Origin of the sequence: Pseudomonas koreensis, from assembly GCF_012986595.1 — a bacterium.
GTDB lineage: Bacteria > Pseudomonadota > Gammaproteobacteria > Pseudomonadales > Pseudomonadaceae > Aquipseudomonas > Aquipseudomonas koreensis.
In genome coordinates this window covers 539,257-561,570 of the sequence record NZ_JAAQYM010000001.1, presented here as the reverse complement: position 1 = coordinate 561,570, position 22,314 = coordinate 539,257, and the positions used below count along the sequence as shown (strand labels likewise).

Sequence of the window (22,314 nt, the reverse complement as noted above, 5' to 3'; positions counted from 1 at the left end):
TACTGGCTACTTATACAGGTGTTGGCCGTCAGGCCTTATTGATTACGTGAGGACTTTAATGGACGACAACAAGAAGAAAGCCTTGGCTGCGGCCCTGGGTCAGATCGAACGTCAATTCGGCAAGGGTGCCGTAATGCGTATGGGCGATCAGGACCGTCAGGCGATCCCATCCATCTCCACTGGCTCTCTGGGTCTGGACATTGCACTCGGCATCGGCGGTCTGCCAAAAGGCCGTATTGTTGAAATCTACGGTCCTGAATCCTCCGGTAAAACCACACTGACACTGTCCGTGATCGCCCAGGCTCAAAAAGCCGGCGCGACCTGCGCTTTCGTCGACGCCGAACACGCCCTCGACCCTGAGTACGCCGGCAAGCTGGGCGTCAACGTCGATGACCTGCTGGTGTCCCAGCCGGACACCGGCGAACAGGCCCTGGAAATCACCGACATGCTGGTGCGCTCCAACGCCGTCGACGTGATCATCGTCGACTCCGTGGCCGCGCTGGTACCGAAGGCTGAAATCGAAGGCGAAATGGGTGACATGCACGTGGGCCTGCAAGCCCGTCTGATGTCCCAGGCGCTGCGTAAAATCACCGGTAACATCAAGAACGCCAACTGCCTGGTGATCTTCATCAACCAGATCCGCATGAAGATCGGCGTGATGTTTGGCAGCCCGGAAACCACCACCGGTGGTAACGCGCTCAAGTTCTATGCTTCGGTTCGTCTCGACATCCGCCGTACCGGCGCGGTGAAGGAAGGCGACGAAGTTGTCGGTAGCGAAACCCGCGTCAAGGTTGTGAAGAACAAGGTCGCTTCGCCGTTCCGTCAGGCCGAGTTCCAGATTCTCTACGGCAAGGGTATCTACCTCAATGGCGAGATGATCGACCTGGGCGTACTGCACGGTTTCGTCGAGAAGTCCGGCGCCTGGTATGCCTACGAAGGCACCAAGATCGGTCAGGGCAAGGCCAACTCGGCCAAGTTCCTGGCAGACAACCCGGAAATCGCCGCCAAGCTCGAGAAGCAACTGCGTGACAAGCTGCTGGCACCAGCAGCAGACGTCAAGGCTTCGGCGACTCGTGACAAGGTCGACGAGATGGCCGAGGCCGACATCGACGTTTGAAGTCTTTGAATGACACTTGTACTCGATACCCTCGTCGCGGTGCGGCGAACCGCCATGGACCTGCTCGCTCGACGCGAGCACGGTCGAGTCGAACTGACGCGTAAACTGCGTCAGCGCGGCGCTGAGGCGGAAATGATCGAAACAGCCCTCGACCGTTTGACGGAAGAGGGGCTGCTTTCCGAAGCACGTTACCTTGAAAGCTTTGTTTCCTACCGTGCCCGTTCCGGCTACGGCCCTTTGCGGATTCGTGAAGAACTGGGCCAGCGTGGTTTGCAACGCACCGATATCGAACTCGCCCTACGTGAAAGCGGTATCGACTGGCAGGAGCAGCTACGGGATACGTGGCAGCGCAAGTTCTCCGGGCACCTGCCCATTGATGCCAAAGAACGGGCCAAGCAAGGCCGGTTCCTCGCGTATCGGGGCTTCTCGATGGAGATGATCAACCGCTTGTTCAGCGGCAGAGGGATGGACGACTAAGTCGGATTAAATAGAAACGGCCCGCTATGAAAATAGCGGGCCGTTTTTTTTGCCTTCAAATGACCTTCGAGGGCTCACGTGCGCGTTGTGGGGTTGGCGGTCGGGTGTCGGCCCAGTTTTCCGGAAGGTTGATGTAGTCCACCAGCTCCCTGAGCCGGCCATGATTCCGGGCATTGAACGCGAAGGCCAACCGCACCAGATGGCTGTACTGCGCTTCGTCGTATTCCTCGCCGCTGTAGGCGTGTTGATGGAACTGGTCACTCAGGCACAGATCGGCGAAAGCCTCCTGCATATGCGCCAACGCCTGGTCGCTGAGTTTATGGTTCATGCGGATCACGAACTGGCGCTTGAGCCAGCGACTGGAGTGGAAGTTGCTGTAGAACTGGTTGATCTGCTCCACCGCCTCGTCGACGCTGTAGACCAGCCGCATCAGTTTCAGGTCGGTAGGCAGGATGTAGCGATTGTCTGCGAGTTGCTGGCGTATGAAATCCAGCGCGCCTTGCCAGAACGTTCCGCCCGGCGCATCAAGCAACACCACCGGCACCAATGGACTTTTACCGGTCTGGATCAGCGTCAGCACTTCCAGTGCTTCGTCCAGTGTGCCGAATCCGCCAGGGCACAGCACCAGCGCATCGGCTTCCTTGACGAAGAACAGTTTGCGGGTGAAGAAGAAATGGAATGGCAGCAGGTTGCCGGTGCCGTTCACGGTCGGGTTGGCATGTTGCTCGAAGGGCAGGGTGATGTTGAACCCGAGGCTGTGATCGCGACCGGCACCTTCGTGTGCAGCGGCCATGATTCCGCCGCCAGCCCCGGTGATGACCATCATGTTCGAGCGTGTCAGGGCCGCGCCGAGTTCTCGGGCCATTGCATACAACGGATGCTCGACCGGCGTGCGGGCCGAGCCGAACACAGTGACCTTGCGGCGTCCCTTGAATTGTTCCAGCACGCGAAACGCCTGTTCCAGCTCGCGCAAGGCTTGCAGGGTGATTTTGGCGTTCCAGCGATTGTGGTCTTCCTGGGCCATGCGCAGCACGGTCAGGATCATGTCGCGATAAATCGGCAGGTTCGGGCTGTTGGGGGAAATCTGCTTGAGCTGTTCTTCGACCTTGCTGATGAGGTCGGGGCCGCTTTCCTGAAAATGACGGCTGAGCAGGTCATTCGGTTGGTAAGGCATTCAACGTCTCCTTCTGCACAGAGCTTGTGGCCCTGACGTGCGGCGTCAGTGCCGCGCTGCAAAAAACACACACATTCGGCAGCTCCTTTTTTCTGCCGTGAACAGGTGATCGGAAATACTTTGAATCTAGACCCTCGCGAGCCATTGCGCTGAGTTGATCATTACGCCGCGAGGTCTTTTCTGGCAACCGCTGGTTATCGATTGGCAACAGCGTTCACCGCTCGTCCGAACGTCCGCCGTAGAGCAATCACTCTGATTTACTAACCTACAGGCACTGTACGACAGCTTGGAGTCAGTAACCGTACACAGGGTGCGCGCTTTATCAAGGATTCGCGGGTAGCAGGCAAGGAGGCGGGACAGATGGCCAGAGTGGTTCTGGAAATCGATACGCAGCTGTATCGGATGCTCAAAGCATCAGCCGAGACCAATCAAGTGAGTCTCGAAGAGGAGTGCTGCCGTCGGTTGGCAGGTGGAGAACGACGTTCTCGTTACTTGCAGGCCTTGGTGGCCGAATTGCGCGCCGAGGATGAACAGCGGCGCGCCAACACCGGGTGATTACTTCTTCTTCGCCGGGGCCGCTTTCGGGCAATCGGACTCTTGATAGCTGGCCGAGCCGATTGCGCGGTTGGTCTTCACTTCACTGAAGTCATAACGCATGATCGCGCCCTTGGCCATCAGCTTGCGGTAAGACGGGTTATTGCACACCGATGCACCCAGCTGGAAATACACGGCTTTTGGATCAGCACGCATTTTGTCGGCGTGGCTGGCTTGCACGCTCAGGTGGTTGATCAGGGTAACGCCCTCAACGGTGTAGCCTTGGTCAAGAATGTCTTCATTGATTGCCCGAGGCGTGCCGACGCTACTTTGGGCGGCGACGTTGCGCAGCTCTCTGTTCAGATTCTGCTCACTCAAGGACGCTGCCTGAGCGGTGAAGGACGACGCCAGCAGAATGGCAGCGGTAGGAACGATAAGGCGCAGCATGAAACTCTCCTGATTCAGTGACTGGTGGTTCGACCAGCCCTGTGGCTGTGCGTTCAGTGGCGGCGGATTATAGGGGAGCCGGTCGGGACGGTACAGGCTTGTGCCCGTCGCTCTGGTAAACTGCCGGCCTTTATTGCCTTGCCGAGTGCTGTGCGTGTCGAGTTTTCCTGCAGTGGGGCGTTGCCCGTGACCCATCATGCCCCCAACGCCGTAGCCCGCTTGCGCGACCAGCGCGAGGACGAGGGTATCAAGCCGATTCAGGCCCGTGGTTTTCGCTCCGAGCGTTGCCGCGACTGCCGGGTGATCATCAGCCATTGCCTGTGTGCCTGGCGACCGACGGTCGAAGCCCGCTCCGGTGTGTGCTTGATCATGACCGGTAAGGAAGTGTTCAAGCCGAGCAATACCGGCTGGTTGATTGCCGATGTGCTGCGCGACAACCACGCGTTTATCTGGTCGCGCACCGAGCCTGATCCGCAGATGCTGGCGCTGCTCAACGACCCGCAATGGCAGCCCTACCTGGTGTTTCCCGGCGAATACGTCGAGCCCTCGCGCGTGACCAACACCGTCGCTCTCGATAGCAGCAAGCGTCCACTGTTTATTCTGCTCGATGCGACCTGGACCGAAGCGCGCAAGATCTTCCGCAAGAGTCCGTATTTCGAGCGCTTGCCGATTCTCAGCCTGTTGCCCGACAAGCTCTCGCGCTATCGCCTGCGCCGCTCCACCCGCAGCGAGCACCTGTGCACCGCCGAAGTCGCGGCGTTGTGCCTGGAACTGGCCGGGGACAGCGACGCGGCGTCGGCGCTGGACGCTTATTTCGATGTGTTCAGCCAGCATTACCTGGGCGCCAAGCAACAGTTGGATGTCAATGAGTCGACCCCGGCCCACGCCGAGTTGTTGCCCTATATACGAAAGCCGCAAGCGGTGTTGGCCCCATAGTGGCCCATACTTCACCCAGCGCCGGCCGTGCTGCTTGACCACCCCGGCTACGCTGGGCATGCTTGGCGCCGATTGGGGTGCGGCCAAGGTTTGAAACGCCGTGTTTGCAAGTGATTGGCGTTGAACGTGCCCCTGTGGATAGCGCTGTGCGGCGGTATCTTGAGTTGCTTTGGCGAGACCCGAATGCGTCGGGTCTGCCATCAAAAACAGGATCATTTGAAAAATGGCCACATACGACATCCTGATTGCCGATGATCACCCTCTGTTTCGTAGCGCACTGCATCAAGCGCTGACCCTGGGCCTTGGCCCGGATGTACGACTGGTAGAGGTGGCGAGCATCGCCGAACTGGGAGCGCGCCTGACCGAAAAGGCTGACTGGGATCTGGTCCTGCTGGACCTGAACATGCCCGGCGCGTTCGGGTTTTCCGGTCTGGTCATGTTACGCGGGCAATACCCGCAGATTCCGGTGGTGATGGTCTCGGCCCAGGAAGAAGCCTCGGTCATGGTCAAGTCCCGGGAGTTCGGCGCCAGTGGCTTCATTCCCAAGTCCAGCGATCTGAAAGTGATCCAGGAAGCGGTGCGCAAGGTGCTCGATGGCGACGTGTTCTGGCCACCGCAGGCATTTGAAGCAGTGAGTGTTTCCGACGAGGCCAAAGCCGCCAGCGATGGCCTGGCCAGCCTGACCCCGCAACAGTTCCGCGTATTGACCATGGTCTGTGAAGGCTTGCTGAACAAGCAGATTGCCTATGAGCTGAGCGTGTCCGAGGCGACCATCAAGGCCCACGTCACGGCGATCTTTCGCAAGTTGAACGTGCGCACCCGTACCCAGGCGGCTTTACTTCTGCAACAACTTGAGTCAATTCCGAACCCATAAAGGCTGGCGTCTTCACGCTTTTTTGACTTTTGTTGCTCTAGCTTTCCCACTCCTTTTTGGTTGGTTTCTACTTTATGTCACCTTTCAAGGGCCAGACCGGCCTGAAACGCATCCTCAACGCTTCCGGTTACTCGCTGGACGGCCTGCGCGCAGCCTTCACCGGCGAAGCGGCGTTCCGCCAACTGGTGCTGCTCAATGTGGTGCTGATTCCGCTGACGTTCTTCCTGAATGTCAGCCGTGTCGAGCAGGCGCTGTTGATCGCCGTGTGCCTGCTGGCGCTGATCGTCGAGCTGCTGAATTCGGCGGTGGAAGCGGCCATCGACCGCATATCCCTTGAGCTGCACCCACTGTCGAAGAATGCCAAGGACATGGGCAGCGCCGCGCAATTCGTGGCCCTGAGCATGATTGCCTTGGTATGGGCGGTGATCCTGCTTTAAGCGATGCTCGGCAACACGATCTCGTCGCTGCGCTGCACCCCGGCGGTGAAGGCGCGGCACAGCTCGAGAAACTCGCGCATGGCCGAGGTCTGGTATTTCTGCTTGTGCCAGATGAAGTAGAACTGCCGGGACAGATCCAGATCCGGCGTTTCCACGGCCACCAGACTCCCGCGCCGAAATGCATCGCGCAGCGCCAGCCGCGAGATGCAGCCAATCCCCAGCCCTGATTCCACCGCGCGCTTGATCGCTTCGGTGTGCTCCAGCTCCAGACGGATATTCAGCGCGCTGCGATGGTGCCGCATGGCCTGATCGAAGGTCAGCCGTGTGCCCGAGCCCTGTTCACGCAGAATCCATGCCTCACGGGTCAACTCTTCCATGGTCGCGCTGCCGCGTTTGGCCAACGGATGTTGCGGCGCGCAGAACACTACCAGCTCATCCTCGACCCAGCTCTGCACTTCGATGTCCGGATGGCTGCAATCGCCCTCGATTAGACCCAGATCAATTTCGTAGTGGGCGACCTGGTGCACGATATTGGCAGTGTTCTGTACGTGCAGTTTCACCTGGCTTTCCGGATGGCGTTGCATGAAGCCGCCGATCAACAGCGTCGCCAGGTAATTGCCGATGGTCAGGGTAGCGCCTACCGACAGCGAGCCGAAACCGGATTTGCCGTTGAGCAGATCTTCGATTTCCTTGGACTGGTCGAGCAGGGCCACCGCTTGCGGCAACAGCTGCTTGCCGAGAGCGTTGAGGCTCAGCCGTTTGCCGGCGCGATCGAACAGCTGGCAGCTGGACTGGCGCTCCAGTTCGGTGATCGAGGTGCTTGCCGCCGACTGCGAGAGGTTGAGCAGACCCGCAGCACGGGATACGCTTTCCTGCTGGGCGACGGCGACGAAGACTTGCAGTTGACGAAGAGTAAATCGCATATCGATATAACCGATAACCCTTATCTTAATAATCCAGTTAACAGATATTGTCGTCGCTATTAGAATGCGATGCAATTGCGCACTGTCGGCCGCAAAGGCGAGCGCAGACCCAATATCCAGGAGTCCCACGTACATGAGCAACATGAACCACGAGCGTGTCCTCAGTGTTCACCACTGGAACGACACTCTGTTCAGCTTCAAGTGCACCCGCGATCCGGGCCTGCGCTTCGAGAACGGTCAGTTCGTGATGATCGGCCTGCAACAGCCCAACGGCCGCCCGCTTATGCGCGCTTACTCGATTGCCAGCCCGAACTGGGAAGAGCATCTCGAGTTCTTCAGCATCAAAGTGCCTGATGGTCCGCTGACTTCGCAGCTGCAGCACCTGAAGGAAGGCGATGAGATCATCATCTCCAAGAAACCTACCGGTACCCTGGTACTCGATGACCTGAACCCGGGCAAGCATTTGTACCTGCTGAGCACCGGTACCGGTCTGGCGCCGTTCATGAGCGTGATCCAGGACCCGGAAACCTACGAGCGCTTTGAAAAAGTGATCCTGGTGCACGGCGTGCGTTACGTCAACGAAGTCGCCTACCGCGAATTCATCACCGAGCACTTGCCGCAGAACGAGTTCTTCGGCGAAGCACTGCGTGACAAGCTGATCTACTACCCGACCGTGACCCGCGAGCCTTTCGAGAACCAAGGCCGTCTGACCGACCTGATGCGCAGCGGCAAGCTGTTCAGCGACATCGGTCTGCCACCGATCAACCCGCAGGACGACCGCGCAATGATCTGCGGCAGCCCGAGCATGCTCGACGAGACCAGCGAAGTGCTCGACAGCTTCGGCCTGAAGATCTCGGCGCGTATGCGTGAGCCGGGTGACTACTTGATCGAGCGTGCGTTCGTCGAGAAGTAAGCTCCACAAAAAAGCCCCCATTGCCTATGCAGGCAATGGGGGCTTTTTTATGCTCGAAATATTTCCTTGATGCCCGCCACCATCCATGTAGGAGCTGCCGAAGGCTGCGATCTTTTAAGATCAAGATCAAAAGATCGCAGCCTTCGGCAGCTTCTACATAGAGCGAGGTCTCAGGGTGTGGCGGGAATGACTTCGAGCACGCGTATCTGCTCCGCTGTCGGGTAATGCCAGCGCACGTCCAGGTCCCAGAACTGCGCGCCGTACTCGCGCTCCGGCGCCGGTGTCTGATACGCCGGGCGCGGATCCTGCGCCAGACATTGCTCGATCAACTCGACCAAAGGCTCGGCAAGGCGCTGCGCATGCGCGTGCGCCTGTTGCAATGCCGTCTCCGTCCACTGCACGGCGATCCGCTGTGGCGCGGCGCTGGCGATGCTGTTGGCGGCGTCAGGGATGATGTCGGCGTAAGGCACATACGGTTTGATGTCGAGAACCGGTGTGCCGTCGAGCAAGTCGATACCCGAGATGAACAGCCGGTTGGCCTCGACCTTGTCCAGCTTCACCACCGATTGACCGATGCCATTGGGGCGGTGCGTGGCGCGGGTGGCAAACACGCCCATGGACTTGTTGCCACCCAGCCGTGGCGGGCGCACCTTCAGGCGCGGTTTTTCTTCCAGCGCCTGATGAAACAGGAACAGCAGCCAGACATGGCTGACCTGCTCCAGCCCTTGCACAGCGTCACCCTGATCGAACGGCGCCACCAGTTCCAGCACGCCACGGGCGGCGGGGGCCAGTTGCGGCTGGCGCGGGATGGCGAACTTCTCCTTGAAGCAGGAACGCACGAAGCCGATGGGGGAGACGCTGTAAGTCATGTTCCGCGATCAGCCGCGAACGCGCAGGGTCAGGCCCTTGAGGAAGTTGCGCAGCAACTGGTCGCCGCACGGGCGGTAGTTGGTGTGGCCGACCTTGCGGAACAGTGCGCTCAGCTCAGGCTTGGACACCGGAAACTCGGCGGCCTTGAGGATAGCGTGCATGTCGTCTTCCTTCAGTTCGAAGGCCACGCGCAGCTTTTTCAGGATGATGTTGTTGGTCACCGGCACTTCGATCGGCTGTGGCGGACGGCTTTCGTCCTTGCCACGCTTGAAGATCACCAGGCCATCGAGGAAGTGCGCGATGACTTCGTCCGGGCAGCGCACGAAGCCTTCTTCGTCTTCTTCTTTCTTGTCGAGCCAGGTGATCACGTCGGCGAGGGTGACGTCCATGCCGCCGAGTTTGATGATCTCGACAACCTTCTTGTCGCTGATGTCGAGCATGTAGCGCACGCTGCGCAGTACGTCGTTATGAATCATGTGGGCAATCCTGATAATCGTTGTGGGCAGCACGCAGGCGCGCTGCCGGAATGTGTGACGGCAGTGGAAGTCTTAGAACTTCTCTTTGCCGGACAGGTAGCGCCATTGGCCGAGCGGAACCTTGCCGATCGACACACCGCCAATGCGGATGCGGCGAATACCGATGACCTTCAGGCCAACCGCTTCGCAGAACTGGGCGATGATCCCCGGCTGCGGGTTCTTCATGGCGAAGCGCAGACGGTTTTCGTTCTGCCAGCTGGCCTTGACCGGCGGCAGCTCCTTGCCCTTGTGGGTGAGGCCGTGCTGCAGGCGGTTGAGGCCGTGGGCGACCATGTCACCTTCGACTTCAACGATGTATTCCTGCTCGATCTTCGCTGCGTCGGCGGTGAGCTTGCGCAGCACTTTCCAGTCCTGGGTAAACACCAGCAGACCGCTGGCCTTGGGCTGCAGGTCGGCGCTGGCGGTCAGGCGCAGGAAGTGGCCGCGCAGTGGCCGTTTGCTAAAACGGTGCTCTTCGCTGAGGGTTTCGGCGCTGAGCGATTGCATGGCCGTGTCGACGTCCATGCCTGCCGGGACGTTGAGCAGGATAGTCACCGGCTCCGGCGCGGTGGCCTGAGCGTCCTTGTCGAGCTCGACTTTCTGGTCGCCGACCTTGAACTGCGGCTCGTCGATCACTTCGCCGTCCACGGTGACCCAGCCGCCCTCGATGAACAGCTCGGCCTCGCGGCGGGAGCAACCCACCAGTTCGATGAGGCGTTTGGAGAGGCGAATCGGGTCAGTCATGACAGGGCCGTAACAAAAAAGGGGTGAGCATTGTACCTGTGTGGCGCCGGTTAAGCCCGGTTCCATTTGTAGGAGCTGCCGAAGGCTGCGATCTTTTGATCTTTGAAAGCAAAGATCGCAGCCTTCGGCAGCTCCTACACAGGGCTTTGGGTTATGTCAGCCATTGCTGGAGCGCTGCTGATTCTGCCGCAAGCGCATATGCAGCAACGGGTACGGCTGGCCCATGCCATCCACCTCCGAGCGGCCGATCACTTCGAAGCCTTGCTTGAAATAGAACCCCAGCGCCTGCGGATTCTGTTCGTTGACGTCCAGTTCATCGGCGTTCAGGTGCTGCATGGCGTAATTCAACAGCTTCTTCCCCAGCCCTTGGCCTCGATGGGCGGGATCGATGAACAGCATCTCGATCTTGCCCGCCGCGACCCCGGCGAATCCGGTGATGCGCTGTTGGTGATCTTTGGTACAGATCAACATCACCGCGTCCAGGTAACGGGTGAGCACCAGATTGCGCAGCAACTGGATGTAGCTGTCCGGCAGAAAATCATGGGTCGCGCGAACCGAGGCCTCCCAGACCCGGGTCAGTTCCTGATAGTCGCTGAGTTTCGGCGTGTGGATGACCGAATGCTGACGCATGCCCGTCTGCCTCTTTTCAAGTGGATAAGCGGGAGTCCTTCCCACAGCAAACGATAGCCGTAAAAAAGCCCCGCATCTTGTAAAAAGAGCGGGGCTTTTGATATCAGCGCAATCCCTGTAGGAGCTGTCGAGTGAAACGAGGCTGCGATCTTTTCAAGATCAAAAGATCGCAGCCTCCGGCAGCTCCTACAGTGGCTTCTGCGTCAGATCTGTTCAGCCCACAGGTCGTATTCGTCAGCGTCAGTCACTTTGCACCAGACCTTGTCGCCCGGCTTCAGATTGCTGCCGTTGTCGATAAACACGTTACCGTCGATTTCCGGGGCGTCGAAGAAGCAGCGGCCGACCGCGCCTTGCTCGTCGACTTCGTCCACCAGCACTTCGATTTCACGGCCGATGCGCATTTGCAGGCGTGCCGAGCTGATTGCCTGCTGGTGCGCCATGAAGCGCTCCCAACGGTCTTGTTTGACTTCGTCCGGCACCACTTCCAGGTCCAGATCATTGGCCGGAGCGCCATCTACCGGCGAGTATTGGAAACAGCCAACGCGGTCGAGCTGGGCTTCGGTCAGCCAGTTCAGCAGGTATTGGAAGTCTTCTTCGGTTTCGCCCGGGAAGCCGACGATGAAGGTCGAACGGATGATCAGGTCCGGGCAGATTTCGCGCCAGTTCTTGATCCGTGCCAGGGTCTTGTCTTCGAACGCCGGGCGTTTCATCGCCTTCAGCACTTTCGGGCTGGCGTGCTGGAACGGGATGTCCAGGTACGGCAGGATCTTGCCGGCGGCCATCAGCGGGATCAGCTCGTCAACGTGCGGGTACGGGTAAACGTAGTGCAGACGGACCCAGACGCCGAGGGTGCTCAGCGCTTCGCAGAGTTCAGTCATGCGGGTTTTCACCGGCGCGCCGTTCCAGAAACCGGTGCGGTATTTGACGTCGACGCCGTAGGCGCTGGTGTCTTGCGAGATCACCAACAGCTCTTTGACGCCCGACTTGACCAGGCGCTGGGCCTCATCGAGTACGTCGCCGACCGGACGGCTGACCAGTTTGCCGCGCATCGACGGGATGATGCAGAAGCTGCAGCTGTGGTTGCAGCCTTCGGAAATCTTCAGGTAGGCGTAGTGGCGCGGGGTCAGCTTGATGCCTTGCGGCGGCACCAGGTCGATCAGCGGGTTGTGATCCTGACGCGGTGGCACCACTTCGTGCACGGCGTTGACCACTTGCTCGTACTGCTGCGGACCGGTCACGGCCAGCACGCTCGGGTGCACGTCGCGGATATTACCTTCTTCCACGCCCATGCAACCGGTGACGATCACCTTGCCGTTTTCCTTGATCGCTTCACCGATCACTTCCAGCGATTCAGCCTTGGCCGAGTCGATGAAACCGCAGGTGTTGACCACCACGACATCGGCGTCCTGATAGGTGGACACCACGTCATAGCCTTCCATGCGCAGCTGGGTCAGGATGCGCTCGGAGTCGACCAGTGCTTTCGGGCAACCCAGAGATACGAAGCCAACCTTTGGATTGGCCGGCGCAGGAGTGGTGGACATGTCTAACCTCGGTATTTTGTGACGTCGCTCACCGTGAGGGAAAGCCGACGGACGGGCGCTTAGGGCGCGCCTCTGATCAAAAAGTGCGCAATTCTAGCGGTGAGCAACGCACTTGACCAGCTTTATGCAGGGAAATACGACGAGTGCTGCGCTATGCTTCGCGCCGTTGAGCTTTACCAATTTTTTACAGTCAACAAAACGTCTGTAACAACGGGTAAAACAGCGCATGCTGCACCACAAAGCATAGTGCTTCATTCAAAGAAGCCGGTTCTGAGAAGTAGGAGTGTTGGATGGGTCAGGCAAGTAGTCAGGCGGCGGGCGCCGAGCATTCGGCTGCAAAACCGTTGAGCATGCTGGTCGCGGCAGTCGGGGTGGTTTACGGCGACATCGGCACGAGCCCGTTGTACACCCTCAAAGAAGTTTTCGCTGGTCACTACGGGGTGCCGGTCAATCACGATGGAGTCTTCGGGATTCTCGCGTTGATTTTCTGGTCGTTGATCTGGGTGGTCACGATCAAGTACGTGTTGTTCGTCCTGCGCGCCGACAACCAGGGTGAAGGCGGGATCATGGCACTGACCGCCCTGGCGCGGCGCGCATCGAGTCGCTATCCGAAGTTGCAGGCGGTTCTGGTGATTCTGGGGCTGATCGGTGCCGCGCTGTTTTACGGCGACAGCATGATCACGCCGGCGATTTCCGTGTTGTCGGCAGTTGAAGGTCTGGAGCTGGCGTTCGACGGTCTGGAGCGCTGGGTGGTGCCATTGGCACTGGTGGTGCTGGTCGGGCTGTTCTTGATTCAAAAACACGGTACCGATCGCATCGGCAAGCTGTTTGGCCCGGTGATGGTGGCGTGGTTCCTGGTGCTCGGCGGTCTGGGTGTCAGCGGGATCGTCAGACACCCTGAAGTGTTGAATGCGCTGAACCCGATCTGGGGCGTGCGTTTCTTCATGGTGCACCCGGGCATGGGCGTGGCGATTCTCGGCGCGGTGGTGCTGGCATTGACCGGTGCCGAAGCGCTGTACGCCGACATGGGCCACTTCGGTCGCAAGCCGATTGCCCGTGCGTGGCTGGCGCTGGTCCTGCCGGCGCTGGTGCTGAACTACTTCGGTCAGGGTGCATTGCTGCTGGAAAACCCGGAAGCGGCACGTAACCCGTTCTACTTGCTGGCGCCGAACTGGGCACTGGTGCCGCTGGTGGTGCTGGCAACCCTGGCCACGGTGATCGCTTCGCAAGCAGTGATCTCCGGTGCGTTCTCGTTGACCCGTCAAGCCATTCAACTCGGCTACATCCCGCGCATGCACATTCAGCACACGTCCAGTGCCGAACAAGGGCAGATCTACATCGGTGCGGTGAACTGGGCGTTGATGGTCGGCGTGATCCTGCTGGTGATCGGTTTCGAGTCCTCCGGCGCGCTGGCGTCTGCCTACGGTGTGGCGGTGACCGGCACCATGCTGATCACCAGTATTCTGGTGGCGGCGGTGATTCTGCTGCTGTGGAAATGGCCACCGCTGCTGGCGGTGCCGATTCTGCTCGGCTTCCTGCTGGTCGATGGCATGTTCTTCGCCGCCAACGTACCGAAGATCATCCAGGGCGGTGCGTTCCCGGTCCTCGCGGGGATTGTGCTGTTTATCCTGATGACCACGTGGAAGCGCGGCAAGGAGCTTCTCGTCGATCGCCTCGACGAAGGCGCGCTGCCGCTGCCGATCTTCATCAGCAGCATCCGTGTGCAACCCCCGCACCGGGTGCAGGGCACCGCGGTGTTCCTCACCGCGCGCTCCGACGCCGTACCGCACGCGCTGTTGCACAACCTGCTGCATAACCAGGTGCTGCATGAGCAGGTGGTGTTGTTGACGGTGGTCTACGAAGACATCCCGCGCGTACCACCATCACGACGCTTTGAGGTCGAGGCACACGGGGAGGGCTTCTTCCGGGTGATCCTGCACTTCGGCTTCACCGACGAGCCGGACGTGCCGCAGGCGCTGAAGCTGTGCCATCTGGATGATCTGGATTTCAGCCCGATGCGCACCACCTACTTCCTCAGCCGCGAAACGGTGATTGCCTCGAAACTCGAGGGCATGGCGCGTTGGCGTGAAGCGTTGTTTGCGTTCATGTTGAAGAATGCCAACGGCAATTTGCGCTTCTTCAATCTGCCGCTGAACCGGGTGATCGAGTTGGGGACGCAGGTGGAGATGTAAGATTCTCCTCAACTGAAAAGCCCCCGTCGGCCTTGTGGCTGGCGGGGGCTTTTTTGTGGGCGGCAACTTCAGATCAAAAGATCGCAGCCTTCGGCAGCTCCTACATGGAATGCGAAACCTGTAGGAGCTGCCGAAGGCTGCGATCTTTTGATCTTCAAACCTCTAAAACCTCACAGGCACATCTACTTCAGACTCGGTATCCGTTCGCGCAGGTCGATGGATCAGCGCTTGGATCACGTCATCAATCAAGGCTTTGCCCATCACCGTCAGGTAATGCGCAGCCCAGGCATGGCGGTCGGTGTCTTTGATGAAGGCAGCGTCCTCGGCGAAGGATTTGGCGAGGGACAGTAGGTCGGAGGATTGGGACAGGGCATCCATGATCGGGATGCCGGCGCGGACGTTGAAGAACGCTTGATCCGAGTTGTAGAGCAAAGGGGTGAAGCCGACGGTTTTAAGGTGTGCGAGTCCGTGCTGATCAGTTTCGGTCATCGTGTTACTCCTTGGTTCGAAGTGCCGCGACTTTCGTTACCACGCGAAAGGGAGGCAGCTGTACGCAGGGTGGTAAACCGGGAACCAAAGAAACCGGCACGCCCGAAAGCGTCCCACGCACAGCCGCCAAAACTCGATGAGCTTGCTGTCGTATTGGTTTCTCCGGGTTACCACACCCGATCGCTGAATGAGTCAGCGACGTCTGGAGAGTATCCCGTCAAAAAACAGCGCAACAGGGCAGCAAGCCGCTCAAATATGAGATTCGGAGTTTGCCTACAAGGTCTGTGGGCGTCATCCGATATTGAGAGACGGGAAGTAAACAAAACTACACGTCGGACACGCAATTCCCTGTAGGAGTGAGCCTGCTCGCGATAGCGGAGTGTCAGCTTGCAAATCAGTGACTGACACTCCGCTATCGCGAGCAGGCTCACTCCTACAGGGGAATGGGATCATCGTCCGAGATGTAAAAAGCCCCCGCAACCGTAAGGCTGCGGGGGCTTTTGGTTTTGTCTGCTCAGATCACTCTGCCGGTTGATCCTTGTTCTGACGTTTCTCGATCAAGTCCACCAGACGCTTGGCCAGCGCCGGGTAGTTCTCGTCGAAGTGGTGGCCGCCAGGAAGCTTCACAGCTTCGCCCACTGCGGTCTTGTCGGTGCAGCCGCTTTCGTCGGTTTCCTCGGCGCCGTAGATGCACACCACTTTGGCGGCTGGCAGCTTGGCCATTTCCGGGCCGGTGGCGGCTTCTTTACCAGCGTTGCCGAGCCAGCCTTCGACTTCGATTTCGAAGCTGCCGGTGCGGGCGAAGGCCAGCAGGATAATGGCGTCGACGCGCTGCTGCTCGGTGTCCGGCAGGCGGTTGTAGATCGCCGGCAACACGTCAGCACCGAACGAATAACCGGTGAGGATGAAGCGCTTGGTGCCCCACTTCTGCCGGTAGTGCTGCATCAGTTCGGTCAGGTCCAGCGCGCTTTGCTCCGGGCTCTTGTGCTGCCAGTAGTAGCGCAGAGTGTCGATGCCGACCACCGGATAACCGATCTTGGCCATCTCGCCCGCCACATCGCGGTCGAGGTCGCGCCAGCCGCCGTCACCGGAGAGGAACAGGGTCACAGTGTCTTTGGCCTGACCGGCCGGCACTTCAACCACCGGGATCGCCAGACCACCGTTGGCCTTGTCGCCGCCGACGAGGATTTTGCGCAGTTCGTTGTTCAGCACTTGCGGCAGGTTGATGTCGTAGTCGCTGATGCTGGTTTCGGCGTTCGGTTGATCGCGTACGAAACCGGCGCTGGTATCGTCCGGGTTATCGTTCCACGCCACCAGCCAGTGACCGTGGGCAGCGGATTTCGGCAGCAGGTGGGTGCAGCCGGGTTTTTCCAGGGCCAGGTCAACCGAGATGGCCTGGGCCTTGTCGTCCTTTTGCTCGGACAACCAGCGCCAGGCCAGCACGGCGCCAGGGCCGATACCGCTGACCAGCGTGGCCGGGCCATTCAGTTCGCGCAGGCCGGTTTGCAGGGCGCGGCTCTGTTGCAGGCAGTCCTTTGGCAGAATCACCTGAACGATTTGCGCCGAGGCGCTGCGGCTCAGGGTGCTCAGTTGGTTGTCGGTCAGCTTCTGGTCGTCATTGACCGCCACCAGCACCTGCGCCTTGGGCTGGGTGCCCGGAATGACGCGGGTCATGACCGTGCCGTCGGCGGCCGTCAGCGGTTGCAGGGTCGGTTGCGGTGCCGGGCGTTTGAGGTACCAGTAACCGCCGCCGGCAATCACGGCCAGCACGATCAGTGCGGCCAGGATGTACTTCAGGGAGCGTTGAATCATCAGCGTTTCACCAATCCAGTCAAGCCGCCCGCGATCAGGGCAGCAGTATCGGCCAGCGCCACCAGCGGATCGAGTCCGGCGGGCACGGCCATATAACGGGGTTCCCAGTCAGGCTGGAACTTGTCTTTGAAGCGGCGCAAGCCTTGGAAGTTGTACAGCTGCTCACCACGGCGGAAGACCATCGAGCCCAAGCGCTGGGTCAGCGGTGCACCACGCCGGGGTTGCAACCCCGACAACGGCACCATGCCCAGGCTGAAGCGCGCGTATCCGTGACTCTTATAGTGTTGAATCAGGCCGACCATCATGAATTCCATGGTCAGCTTGGGGGCGTCCGGGTGCGCGCGCATCAGGTCGAGACTGGCCAGGTCATGGCTGTAGGTCTCGAGCAGGTTGGCGAACGCCACCGGGCGGCCTTCGAAGCGAATCACCGCAATGCGGAAATGCTTCAGGTAATCGTCGCTGAAGCGGCCGAGGGAGAAACCTTTCTCACGCACGTTCTTGCCCGTCAGCCACGCATCGGAAATCACTTTCAGTTCGTCCATCGGCGCCTGGCCCGGCTCGTGGATTTCCAGCGACAGGCCATCGCGGGTGCCACGGTTCCAGGTGTAGCGCAGGTCCTTCATCTCTTTGCCCTTGGCTTCCAGATCAAAGCGATGCAGATCGACCCGGGCTTCTTCGCCAAGCTTGATCGCGGTCAGGCCGATGTCCATGTAGTACGGCAGGTTCTCCGCGCGCACTTGGTAGAACACAGGGCGGGCGTGATGGATGTCGCACAGGTCGCGGAACTGCCAGATCATTTCTGCGCGCTGCTGGCCAGGGCCGATCGGGTCGTACAGCGCCACGAGGCTGCGGCCACGGCGGGCGTACATCAAGAAAGCTTCGTCGTTCTGATGAAACAGCAACGCCTTGTCGCCGGTCAGGGCGAGGCCGCCGTCGGGTTGCGACGAGGCCATCAGAATCTTCGCGGCGCGATCCAGTTCGTCCGGAGTCGGCAGATGGATCACCGGACGGGCAGTGCGCAGCAGCCAGGTCAGGGCGATCACCAGCAACAGCACGGCGGCACCGAGCAACGAACGCAAGCCGCGCGGTGCGTCAGCGTCGAGGGTGAACTGCCACCACAACTGATGGCTGTACGGCACGTCTTGATAGGCGAACAGCAGCAGCCAGGTCGACGCACCGAGTACGCACAGGCTGGCCACCAGATACAGCGGCGAGAACGGCAATTCGGTCAGGCGGCTCGGGCGATAGAACGAGCGCCGGAACACACCCAGCAACGCCGCGGTAAGGGTCATCAGCGTGGCTTCTTCCCAGTCGAAGCCTTTAAGCAGGGAGAGCAGGGCGCCGACCAGCAACAGAATGGTGGTCAGCATCCACGCGGCCGACAGACGACGGCGCAGGCCCTGAGCGAGCATCAGGCACAGTACGCCGATCAGGCTGGCACCGAAGTGCGAGGCGTCGACCAGACGATGCGGGATCAGGAAGCCGATGTGTTCCAGACGAGTGTCGATCTCCGGTGTCGCGCCGGAAAACAGCAGGACCACGCCAGACAGGAACACCAATACCGCCAGAATCGGCGCCGCCAGACCAGACGCCGCGCGCATGGTCTGGGTCTGGAACAGGCGCTGGCCTTCGTTGATCAGCAAAAACAGGCAGGCCACCAGCAACGGCAGCACCACGTAGATCAGGCGATAGAGCAGCAGAGCAGCGGCCAGTGGCGCGGCACCGAGCGTGTCGGCGAATGCGGCCAGCAGGATCGCTTCGAAAACCCCGACCCCTCCCGGTACGTGGCTGAGGACGCCAGCGGCCAGGGCCAGCAGGTACACCAGCAGGAAGGCGCCGAACGGTGGGGCTTCCGGCAGCAGTAGATAAAGCACGGTGGCCGCAGCGGCGACGTCGAGGGCGGTGATGATCAGTTGCAGGAAGGTCAGGCGTCGGCCCGGCAGGCGCAACGTCCGGCGACCGGCCCGGACCAGCAGGTTGTCGCGGTACGGCTGCTCCGGCAGGCGTCGGCGATAGATGCCGATCGCCAGAATCGCGCCAAGCCCCAGCACCACCATGGCTATCGTGCCGAGCAGGCCTGCTGACAGGCCCAGGGCGGCAGAGGCAGCGGGCAGGTTGCTCAGGGTCGCGAGGGCGGCCAGCGGGGGCAGGGCGCAACCCAGCGAGAGGCTGGCGAACAGGGTCATGTGCGCGACTTCCGACGCCCCCAGACCATGTCTTGCATATAAACGGTAGCGTACCGAGCCGCCGGACAGCAGCGACAGGCCGATGGCGTTGCCAATTGCAAACGCGGTGAAGCCGCCCAGCGCCAGCGTGCGCGGCGGCAGGGTCACGCCGGCATAGCGGCTGGCCGACCATTCATAGCCGAGCAGGATAATGAAGCCGACGACCGTCGCACCCAAGGCACCGAGCAGAGCCGGTTTTGGCACAGCCAGGATCGAGTCGTGCAGGGCGTAGAGATCGAGTTCGCTCAACAGGTGGCGACAGGCAATCAGCGCAATGGCAAACAGCAGCAACGTGACCGCCAGACCGATCGGCTGGCGATATTTGCTCAACCGATCCAGCAAGCGCAGGCGCTCGGGCTTGATCGGATGGTCTGCTGTGACGGTGTCTTGTGAATCAGACGAGTTGGCGCGCATCAATCACCTCTTGGATTGTGCGCGACAGGATGGAGGTATCCAGCCAAGTTACCAATCCCTGTAGAAAAAAATAATCACAAAATACTACGCCTCTCATCGGGTATCGGCGAGGGCGGGTCATGGATTGCAGACGTCTTGCCTGCGACTCAAGCATAGTCGCAACGCGGTGGGTCTGACGATCCTGAGCGTTTCACTGCAGCGTGACAGATCATTGTTGCGAAAGGACTTTTTCCACAGATACAAAAAAGGCCACTCTTTCGAGCAGCCTTTTTTGATGTTTGGTTGCGGGAGCCGGATTTGAACCGACGACCTTCGGGTTATGAGCCCGACGAGCTACCAGACTGCTCCATCCCGCGTCTGTGTGGCGGCATTCTACAGGCGAACGGCGAGGTGTCAACCGCTAATCCCGTAAAGGGTCAAATAAGTGTGAATTTGCGTCAAACGGTCGCAGCGACGCGGTAAGTTTCGGAAATGCAAAGAATTCCTGTGCGCGTCTCAATGTGTGATGCAGAGGCTGGCTGGAAAAACGAGCACGCACAAAAAAGGCCACTCTTTCGAGTAGCCTTTTTTGATGTTTGGTTGCGGGAGCCGGATTTGAACCGACGACCTTCGGGTTATGAGCCCGACGAGCTACCAGACTGCTCCATCCCGCGTCTGTGTGTCGGCATTCTACAGAGGATCGCCGGGCTGTCAACCTTGAATCTGGATAAATCTGTTCCTGTTCAATTGGTTAGCGGCTTTTTGGGGGCTGCGTAAGGGGCCGCAGGGCAGGTGGGGCAAGGCTTTCAGCTCTATCAGTGTGCGATTTACGATTGAGAAAATAAATTCAACGGTATTTTCCTACAGCCGGAAAAGAACATTCAGACCACTGGTGCTATATACAGGTGTCAGTGAGATACTGCGGATCCGGCTCGCCATGTTTCCTTTTCTGTCATGACCCAGCGAAAAATCATCCACGTCGACTGTGACTGTTTCTACGCCGCCATCGAGATGCGCGACGACCCGAACCTGGCCGGCAAACCGTTGGCGGTGGGCGGCTCGGCGGATCGACGCGGGGTGATTGCCACCTGCAACTATGAAGCGCGGGCCTATGGCGTGCGTTCGGCGATGTCGTCCGGGCATGCGCTGAAGCTGTGTCCGGACCTGACCATCGTCAAGCCACGCATGGACGCCTATCGCGAAGCCTCTAAAGAGATCCACACAATCTTCCGCGATTACACCGACCTGATCGAGCCCCTGTCGCTGGACGAAGCGTATCTCGACGTCTCCGATAGCGCGCATTTCGGCGGCAGCGCCACGCGCATCGCGCAAGATATTCGGCGGCGGGTGTCCAATCAGTTGCACATCACGGTTTCTGCCGGGGTCGCGCCGAACAAGTTTCTGGCCAAGATCGCCAGCGACTGGAAGAAGCCCAACGGGTTGTTCGTCATTACCCCGGATCAGGTCGAGGATTTTGTCAGCGGCTTGCCGGTGAGCAAGTTGCACGGTGTCGGCAAAGTCACCGCTGACAAACTGGGCAAGCTCGGCATCGTCGATTGTTTGCAGTTGCGCGAGTGGGACAAGCTGGCGCTGGTGCGTGAATTCGGCAGTTTCGGTGAGCGAATGTGGAGTCTGGCCCGTGGGATCGATGACCGGCTGGTGCACAACGACAGCCGTCGTCAGTCAATCAGCGTGGAAAATACCTACGATGTTGATCTGCCGGATCTGCGCAGTTGCCTGGACAAGTTGCCGGAGCTGCTGGAAACCCTGAAGACCCGTATGGAACGGATCGACAGCAGCTACCGGCCGGGCAAGCCATTCGTCAAAGTGAAGTTTCACGATTTTACCCAGACCACCCTGGAGCAGGCCGGGGCGGGGCGGGATCTGGGCAGTTATCAGTTGATGCTGACGCAGGCGTTCAATCGCGGTGGGAAACCGGTGCGCTTGCTGGGAGTGGGGGTAAGGCTGGAGGATTTGCGCGGTGGGTTTGAGCAGATGGAGTTGTTTGAGCGTTAAAAGTCAAAAGATCCCAGCCTGCGGCAGCTCCTGCATTGGAATGCGTTCCCTGTAGGAGCTGCCGCAGGCTGCGATCTTTTAAGGCTTAATTCGGTCCCGGATCCGCCACTAAGCGCCCGGCATCCTTGGTCAGCGACTTGAGAAACTCCGCCTGCAACTCAGGATCGTTGCGCGTCAGTTCGATCAGGCTTTGTTCCAGCTCGCTGGCTTCTTCTTCCAGACCCAGTTCCGACAGGCGTTTGACCCGGTGCACCCACTGGCTCACTTCGTCATCTTCCAGATCGTCGTAGATCAGACCGTGCGCTTCGAGCAGTTTGCTGCGCAGGTGGCTGCTGATGGTCAGGGACGTGTCGCTGTGCACGTCATCCTTGCCGTCCTCGACGCTGATCTGCAGCTTGCCGACATGATTGAGGTCATTTTCGGCGAACGGGCTGTCCAGCAGGTTCAGGCGCAGCACGCCGTTGCGGTCGGTGGTCATGTCGAAGGTCTGCTTGCCGGCCTTGACCTGCACCGGTCGCTCGCTCCACGGCAGGCTTGAATATTCCATGCGCTTGTCGCGCTGGACTTCATCGATACCGGCCAGGTTCTGTTGCGCACGACCATGGGACGGCACGTTCATGAACGGGTTGATCCCGGCAATGCCGTAGCTCAGCCAGTCCTTGGTCACGCTGTCCGGCAGGTTGCCCAGGGCGAACACGTTGACCACATTCGCGCCGACACCCGCCACCACGGCCACCGCACCCAGCGGAATCTCGTAGATTTCGCGCCAGGGCTGGTAAGGCGTGTAACGGTCATAACGGCGGGTGACTTCGAACTCGGTGACTTCGAAGGTCTTCTGCTCGTTGATTTTCACGCGTCGCTCCGGCAGCTCAAGCACCTTGGGCTCACCGACATCGATCTGCAGGCTGTGATCGAGCAATTTGCGCTCGACCCGCTCTTCGTGCTCGCTGCGCTGTGACATTTGATTGGCACAGCCGCTGACCAGCAGGGCGCCGCACAGGGCGGCGCCACCGAGGCCCAAGGTGTTTCGCTTGAACATGAGGTCTCTATCTGGA

21 protein-coding genes and 2 tRNA genes are annotated in these 22,314 nt (G+C 59.8%); 9 read left to right on the top strand and 14 right to left on the bottom strand.

Translation table 11 applies throughout. The features are described from left to right. Positions 1–58 precede the first annotated feature (58 nt). Positions 59–1,117, top strand: a complete 1,059-nt coding sequence (recA, locus tag HBN98_RS02690) for a recombinase RecA (RefSeq protein WP_064586244.1) — start codon at positions 59–61, stop codon at positions 1,115–1,117. A gap of 9 nt (positions 1,118–1,126) precedes the next feature. Further along, entirely contained in the window at positions 1,127–1,594 is a 468-nt protein-coding gene (gene recX / locus HBN98_RS02685; protein ID WP_064586245.1) for a recombination regulator RecX, read from the top strand. A 55-nt stretch (positions 1,595–1,649) separates the two neighbouring features. Here recX and HBN98_RS02680 read toward each other — a convergent pair whose 3' ends face one another. After that, on the bottom strand, positions 1,650–2,768 hold the full coding sequence (locus HBN98_RS02680) for an LOG family protein (protein ID WP_083366834.1): 1,119 nt from the start codon (positions 2,766–2,768) through the stop codon (positions 1,650–1,652). A gap of 360 nt (positions 2,769–3,128) precedes the next feature. Between HBN98_RS02680 and HBN98_RS02675 the strand changes: the two genes are divergently transcribed. Next, the gene (locus tag HBN98_RS02675) at positions 3,129–3,323 is read left to right on the top strand and encodes a hypothetical protein (protein ID WP_007964369.1); all 195 of its coding nucleotides are present in this window, start codon (positions 3,129–3,131) and stop codon (positions 3,321–3,323) included. On the opposite strand, the gene HBN98_RS02670 is transcribed toward HBN98_RS02675, so the two are convergent. Then, a complete protein-coding gene (locus HBN98_RS02670; RefSeq protein WP_064586249.1) occupies positions 3,324–3,749 on the bottom strand; it encodes a PA3611 family quorum-sensing-regulated virulence factor in 426 nt (141 codons plus the stop codon). It abuts the gene before it with no gap. 186 nt (positions 3,750–3,935) lie between these two features. Here HBN98_RS02670 and HBN98_RS02665 point away from each other — a divergent pair, with 186 nt between their 5' ends. The 3 genes from HBN98_RS02665 (at position 3,936) to HBN98_RS02655 (ending at position 5,996) form a co-directional block, all read left to right on the top strand. Next, positions 3,936–4,685 (top strand): tRNA-uridine aminocarboxypropyltransferase, encoded by a 750-nt coding sequence (locus HBN98_RS02665; RefSeq protein ID WP_064586251.1) that lies wholly within the window; start codon positions 3,936–3,938, stop codon positions 4,683–4,685. Between the two features lie 223 nt (positions 4,686–4,908). Continuing rightward, on the top strand, positions 4,909–5,559 hold the full coding sequence (gene erdR, locus HBN98_RS02660) for a response regulator transcription factor ErdR (RefSeq protein WP_083366833.1): 651 nt from the start codon (positions 4,909–4,911) through the stop codon (positions 5,557–5,559). Between the two features lie 74 nt (positions 5,560–5,633). Next, positions 5,634–5,996, top strand: a complete 363-nt coding sequence (locus tag HBN98_RS02655) for a diacylglycerol kinase (RefSeq protein WP_003222276.1) — start codon at positions 5,634–5,636, stop codon at positions 5,994–5,996. Here HBN98_RS02655 and HBN98_RS02650 read toward each other — a convergent pair. Next, entirely contained in the window at positions 5,993–6,919 is a 927-nt protein-coding gene (locus tag HBN98_RS02650; RefSeq protein WP_083366832.1) for a LysR family transcriptional regulator, read from the bottom strand. The genes HBN98_RS02655 and HBN98_RS02650 overlap by 4 nt on opposite strands. A gap of 133 nt (positions 6,920–7,052) precedes the next feature. Here HBN98_RS02650 and fpr point away from each other — a divergent pair, with 133 nt between their 5' ends. Beyond that, positions 7,053–7,832, top strand: a complete 780-nt coding sequence (gene fpr / locus HBN98_RS02645; protein WP_003222277.1) for a ferredoxin-NADP reductase — start codon at positions 7,053–7,055, stop codon at positions 7,830–7,832. A 170-nt stretch (positions 7,833–8,002) separates the two neighbouring features. Here fpr and tsaA read toward each other — a convergent pair whose 3' ends face one another. The 5 genes from tsaA to rimO form a co-directional block, all read right to left on the bottom strand. Further along, positions 8,003–8,701 carry a tRNA (N6-threonylcarbamoyladenosine(37)-N6)-methyltransferase TrmO gene (gene tsaA, locus HBN98_RS02640; RefSeq protein ID WP_083366831.1) on the bottom strand — a complete coding sequence of 233 codons (699 nt, stop codon included), beginning with the start codon at positions 8,699–8,701 and terminating at the stop codon, positions 8,003–8,005. A 9-nt stretch (positions 8,702–8,710) separates the two neighbouring features. Continuing rightward, positions 8,711–9,178 (bottom strand): YehS family protein, encoded by a 468-nt coding sequence (locus HBN98_RS02635; RefSeq protein WP_064586259.1) that lies wholly within the window; start codon positions 9,176–9,178, stop codon positions 8,711–8,713. A 72-nt stretch (positions 9,179–9,250) separates the two neighbouring features. After that, on the bottom strand, positions 9,251–9,961 hold the full coding sequence (locus HBN98_RS02630) for an rRNA pseudouridine synthase (protein WP_064586261.1): 711 nt from the start codon (positions 9,959–9,961) through the stop codon (positions 9,251–9,253). Between the two features lie 156 nt (positions 9,962–10,117). Further along, positions 10,118–10,591, bottom strand: coding sequence for a GNAT family N-acetyltransferase (locus tag HBN98_RS02625; protein WP_083366830.1), 474 nt, complete (start codon positions 10,589–10,591; stop codon positions 10,118–10,120). A 203-nt stretch (positions 10,592–10,794) separates the two neighbouring features. Further along, on the bottom strand, positions 10,795–12,132 hold the full coding sequence (gene rimO / locus HBN98_RS02620; protein WP_083366829.1) for a 30S ribosomal protein S12 methylthiotransferase RimO: 1,338 nt from the start codon (positions 12,130–12,132) through the stop codon (positions 10,795–10,797). A gap of 350 nt (positions 12,133–12,482) precedes the next feature. Between rimO and HBN98_RS02615 the strand changes: the two genes are divergently transcribed. Further along, the gene (locus HBN98_RS02615; RefSeq protein ID WP_373292944.1) at positions 12,483–14,324 is read left to right on the top strand and encodes a potassium transporter Kup; all 1,842 of its coding nucleotides are present in this window, start codon (positions 12,483–12,485) and stop codon (positions 14,322–14,324) included. A 162-nt stretch (positions 14,325–14,486) separates the two neighbouring features. Here HBN98_RS02615 and HBN98_RS02610 read toward each other — a convergent pair whose 3' ends face one another. The 5 genes from HBN98_RS02610 to HBN98_RS02590 form a co-directional block, all read right to left on the bottom strand. After that, positions 14,487–14,813, bottom strand: a complete 327-nt coding sequence (locus HBN98_RS02610) for a DUF3077 domain-containing protein (RefSeq protein WP_083366828.1) — start codon at positions 14,811–14,813, stop codon at positions 14,487–14,489. 519 nt (positions 14,814–15,332) lie between these two features. Next, positions 15,333–16,625, bottom strand: coding sequence for a virulence factor family protein (locus HBN98_RS02605; RefSeq protein ID WP_064586275.1), 1,293 nt, complete (start codon positions 16,623–16,625; stop codon positions 15,333–15,335). Further along, complete coding sequence (gene mprF, locus HBN98_RS02600; RefSeq protein ID WP_083366827.1) at positions 16,625–19,264, bottom strand: bifunctional lysylphosphatidylglycerol flippase/synthetase MprF; 2,640 nt, start codon at positions 19,262–19,264, stop codon at positions 16,625–16,627. Before mprF ends, HBN98_RS02605 begins: the two co-directional genes overlap by 1 nt. A gap of 279 nt (positions 19,265–19,543) precedes the next feature. After that, positions 19,544–19,620 (bottom strand) — tRNA-Met (locus HBN98_RS02595). 220 nt (positions 19,621–19,840) lie between these two features. Continuing rightward, positions 19,841–19,917 (bottom strand) — tRNA-Met (locus HBN98_RS02590). Positions 19,918–20,197: 280 nt separating this feature from the next. On the opposite strand from HBN98_RS02590, the gene dinB reads away from it, so the two are divergent. Next, positions 20,198–21,259, top strand: a complete 1,062-nt coding sequence (gene dinB, locus HBN98_RS02585; RefSeq protein WP_083366826.1) for a DNA polymerase IV — start codon at positions 20,198–20,200, stop codon at positions 21,257–21,259. Positions 21,260–21,344: 85 nt separating this feature from the next. Here dinB and HBN98_RS02580 read toward each other — a convergent pair whose 3' ends face one another. Then, on the bottom strand, positions 21,345–22,298 hold the full coding sequence (locus HBN98_RS02580) for a hypothetical protein (protein WP_083366825.1): 954 nt from the start codon (positions 22,296–22,298) through the stop codon (positions 21,345–21,347). Between the last annotated feature and the right edge of the window lie 16 nt (positions 22,299–22,314).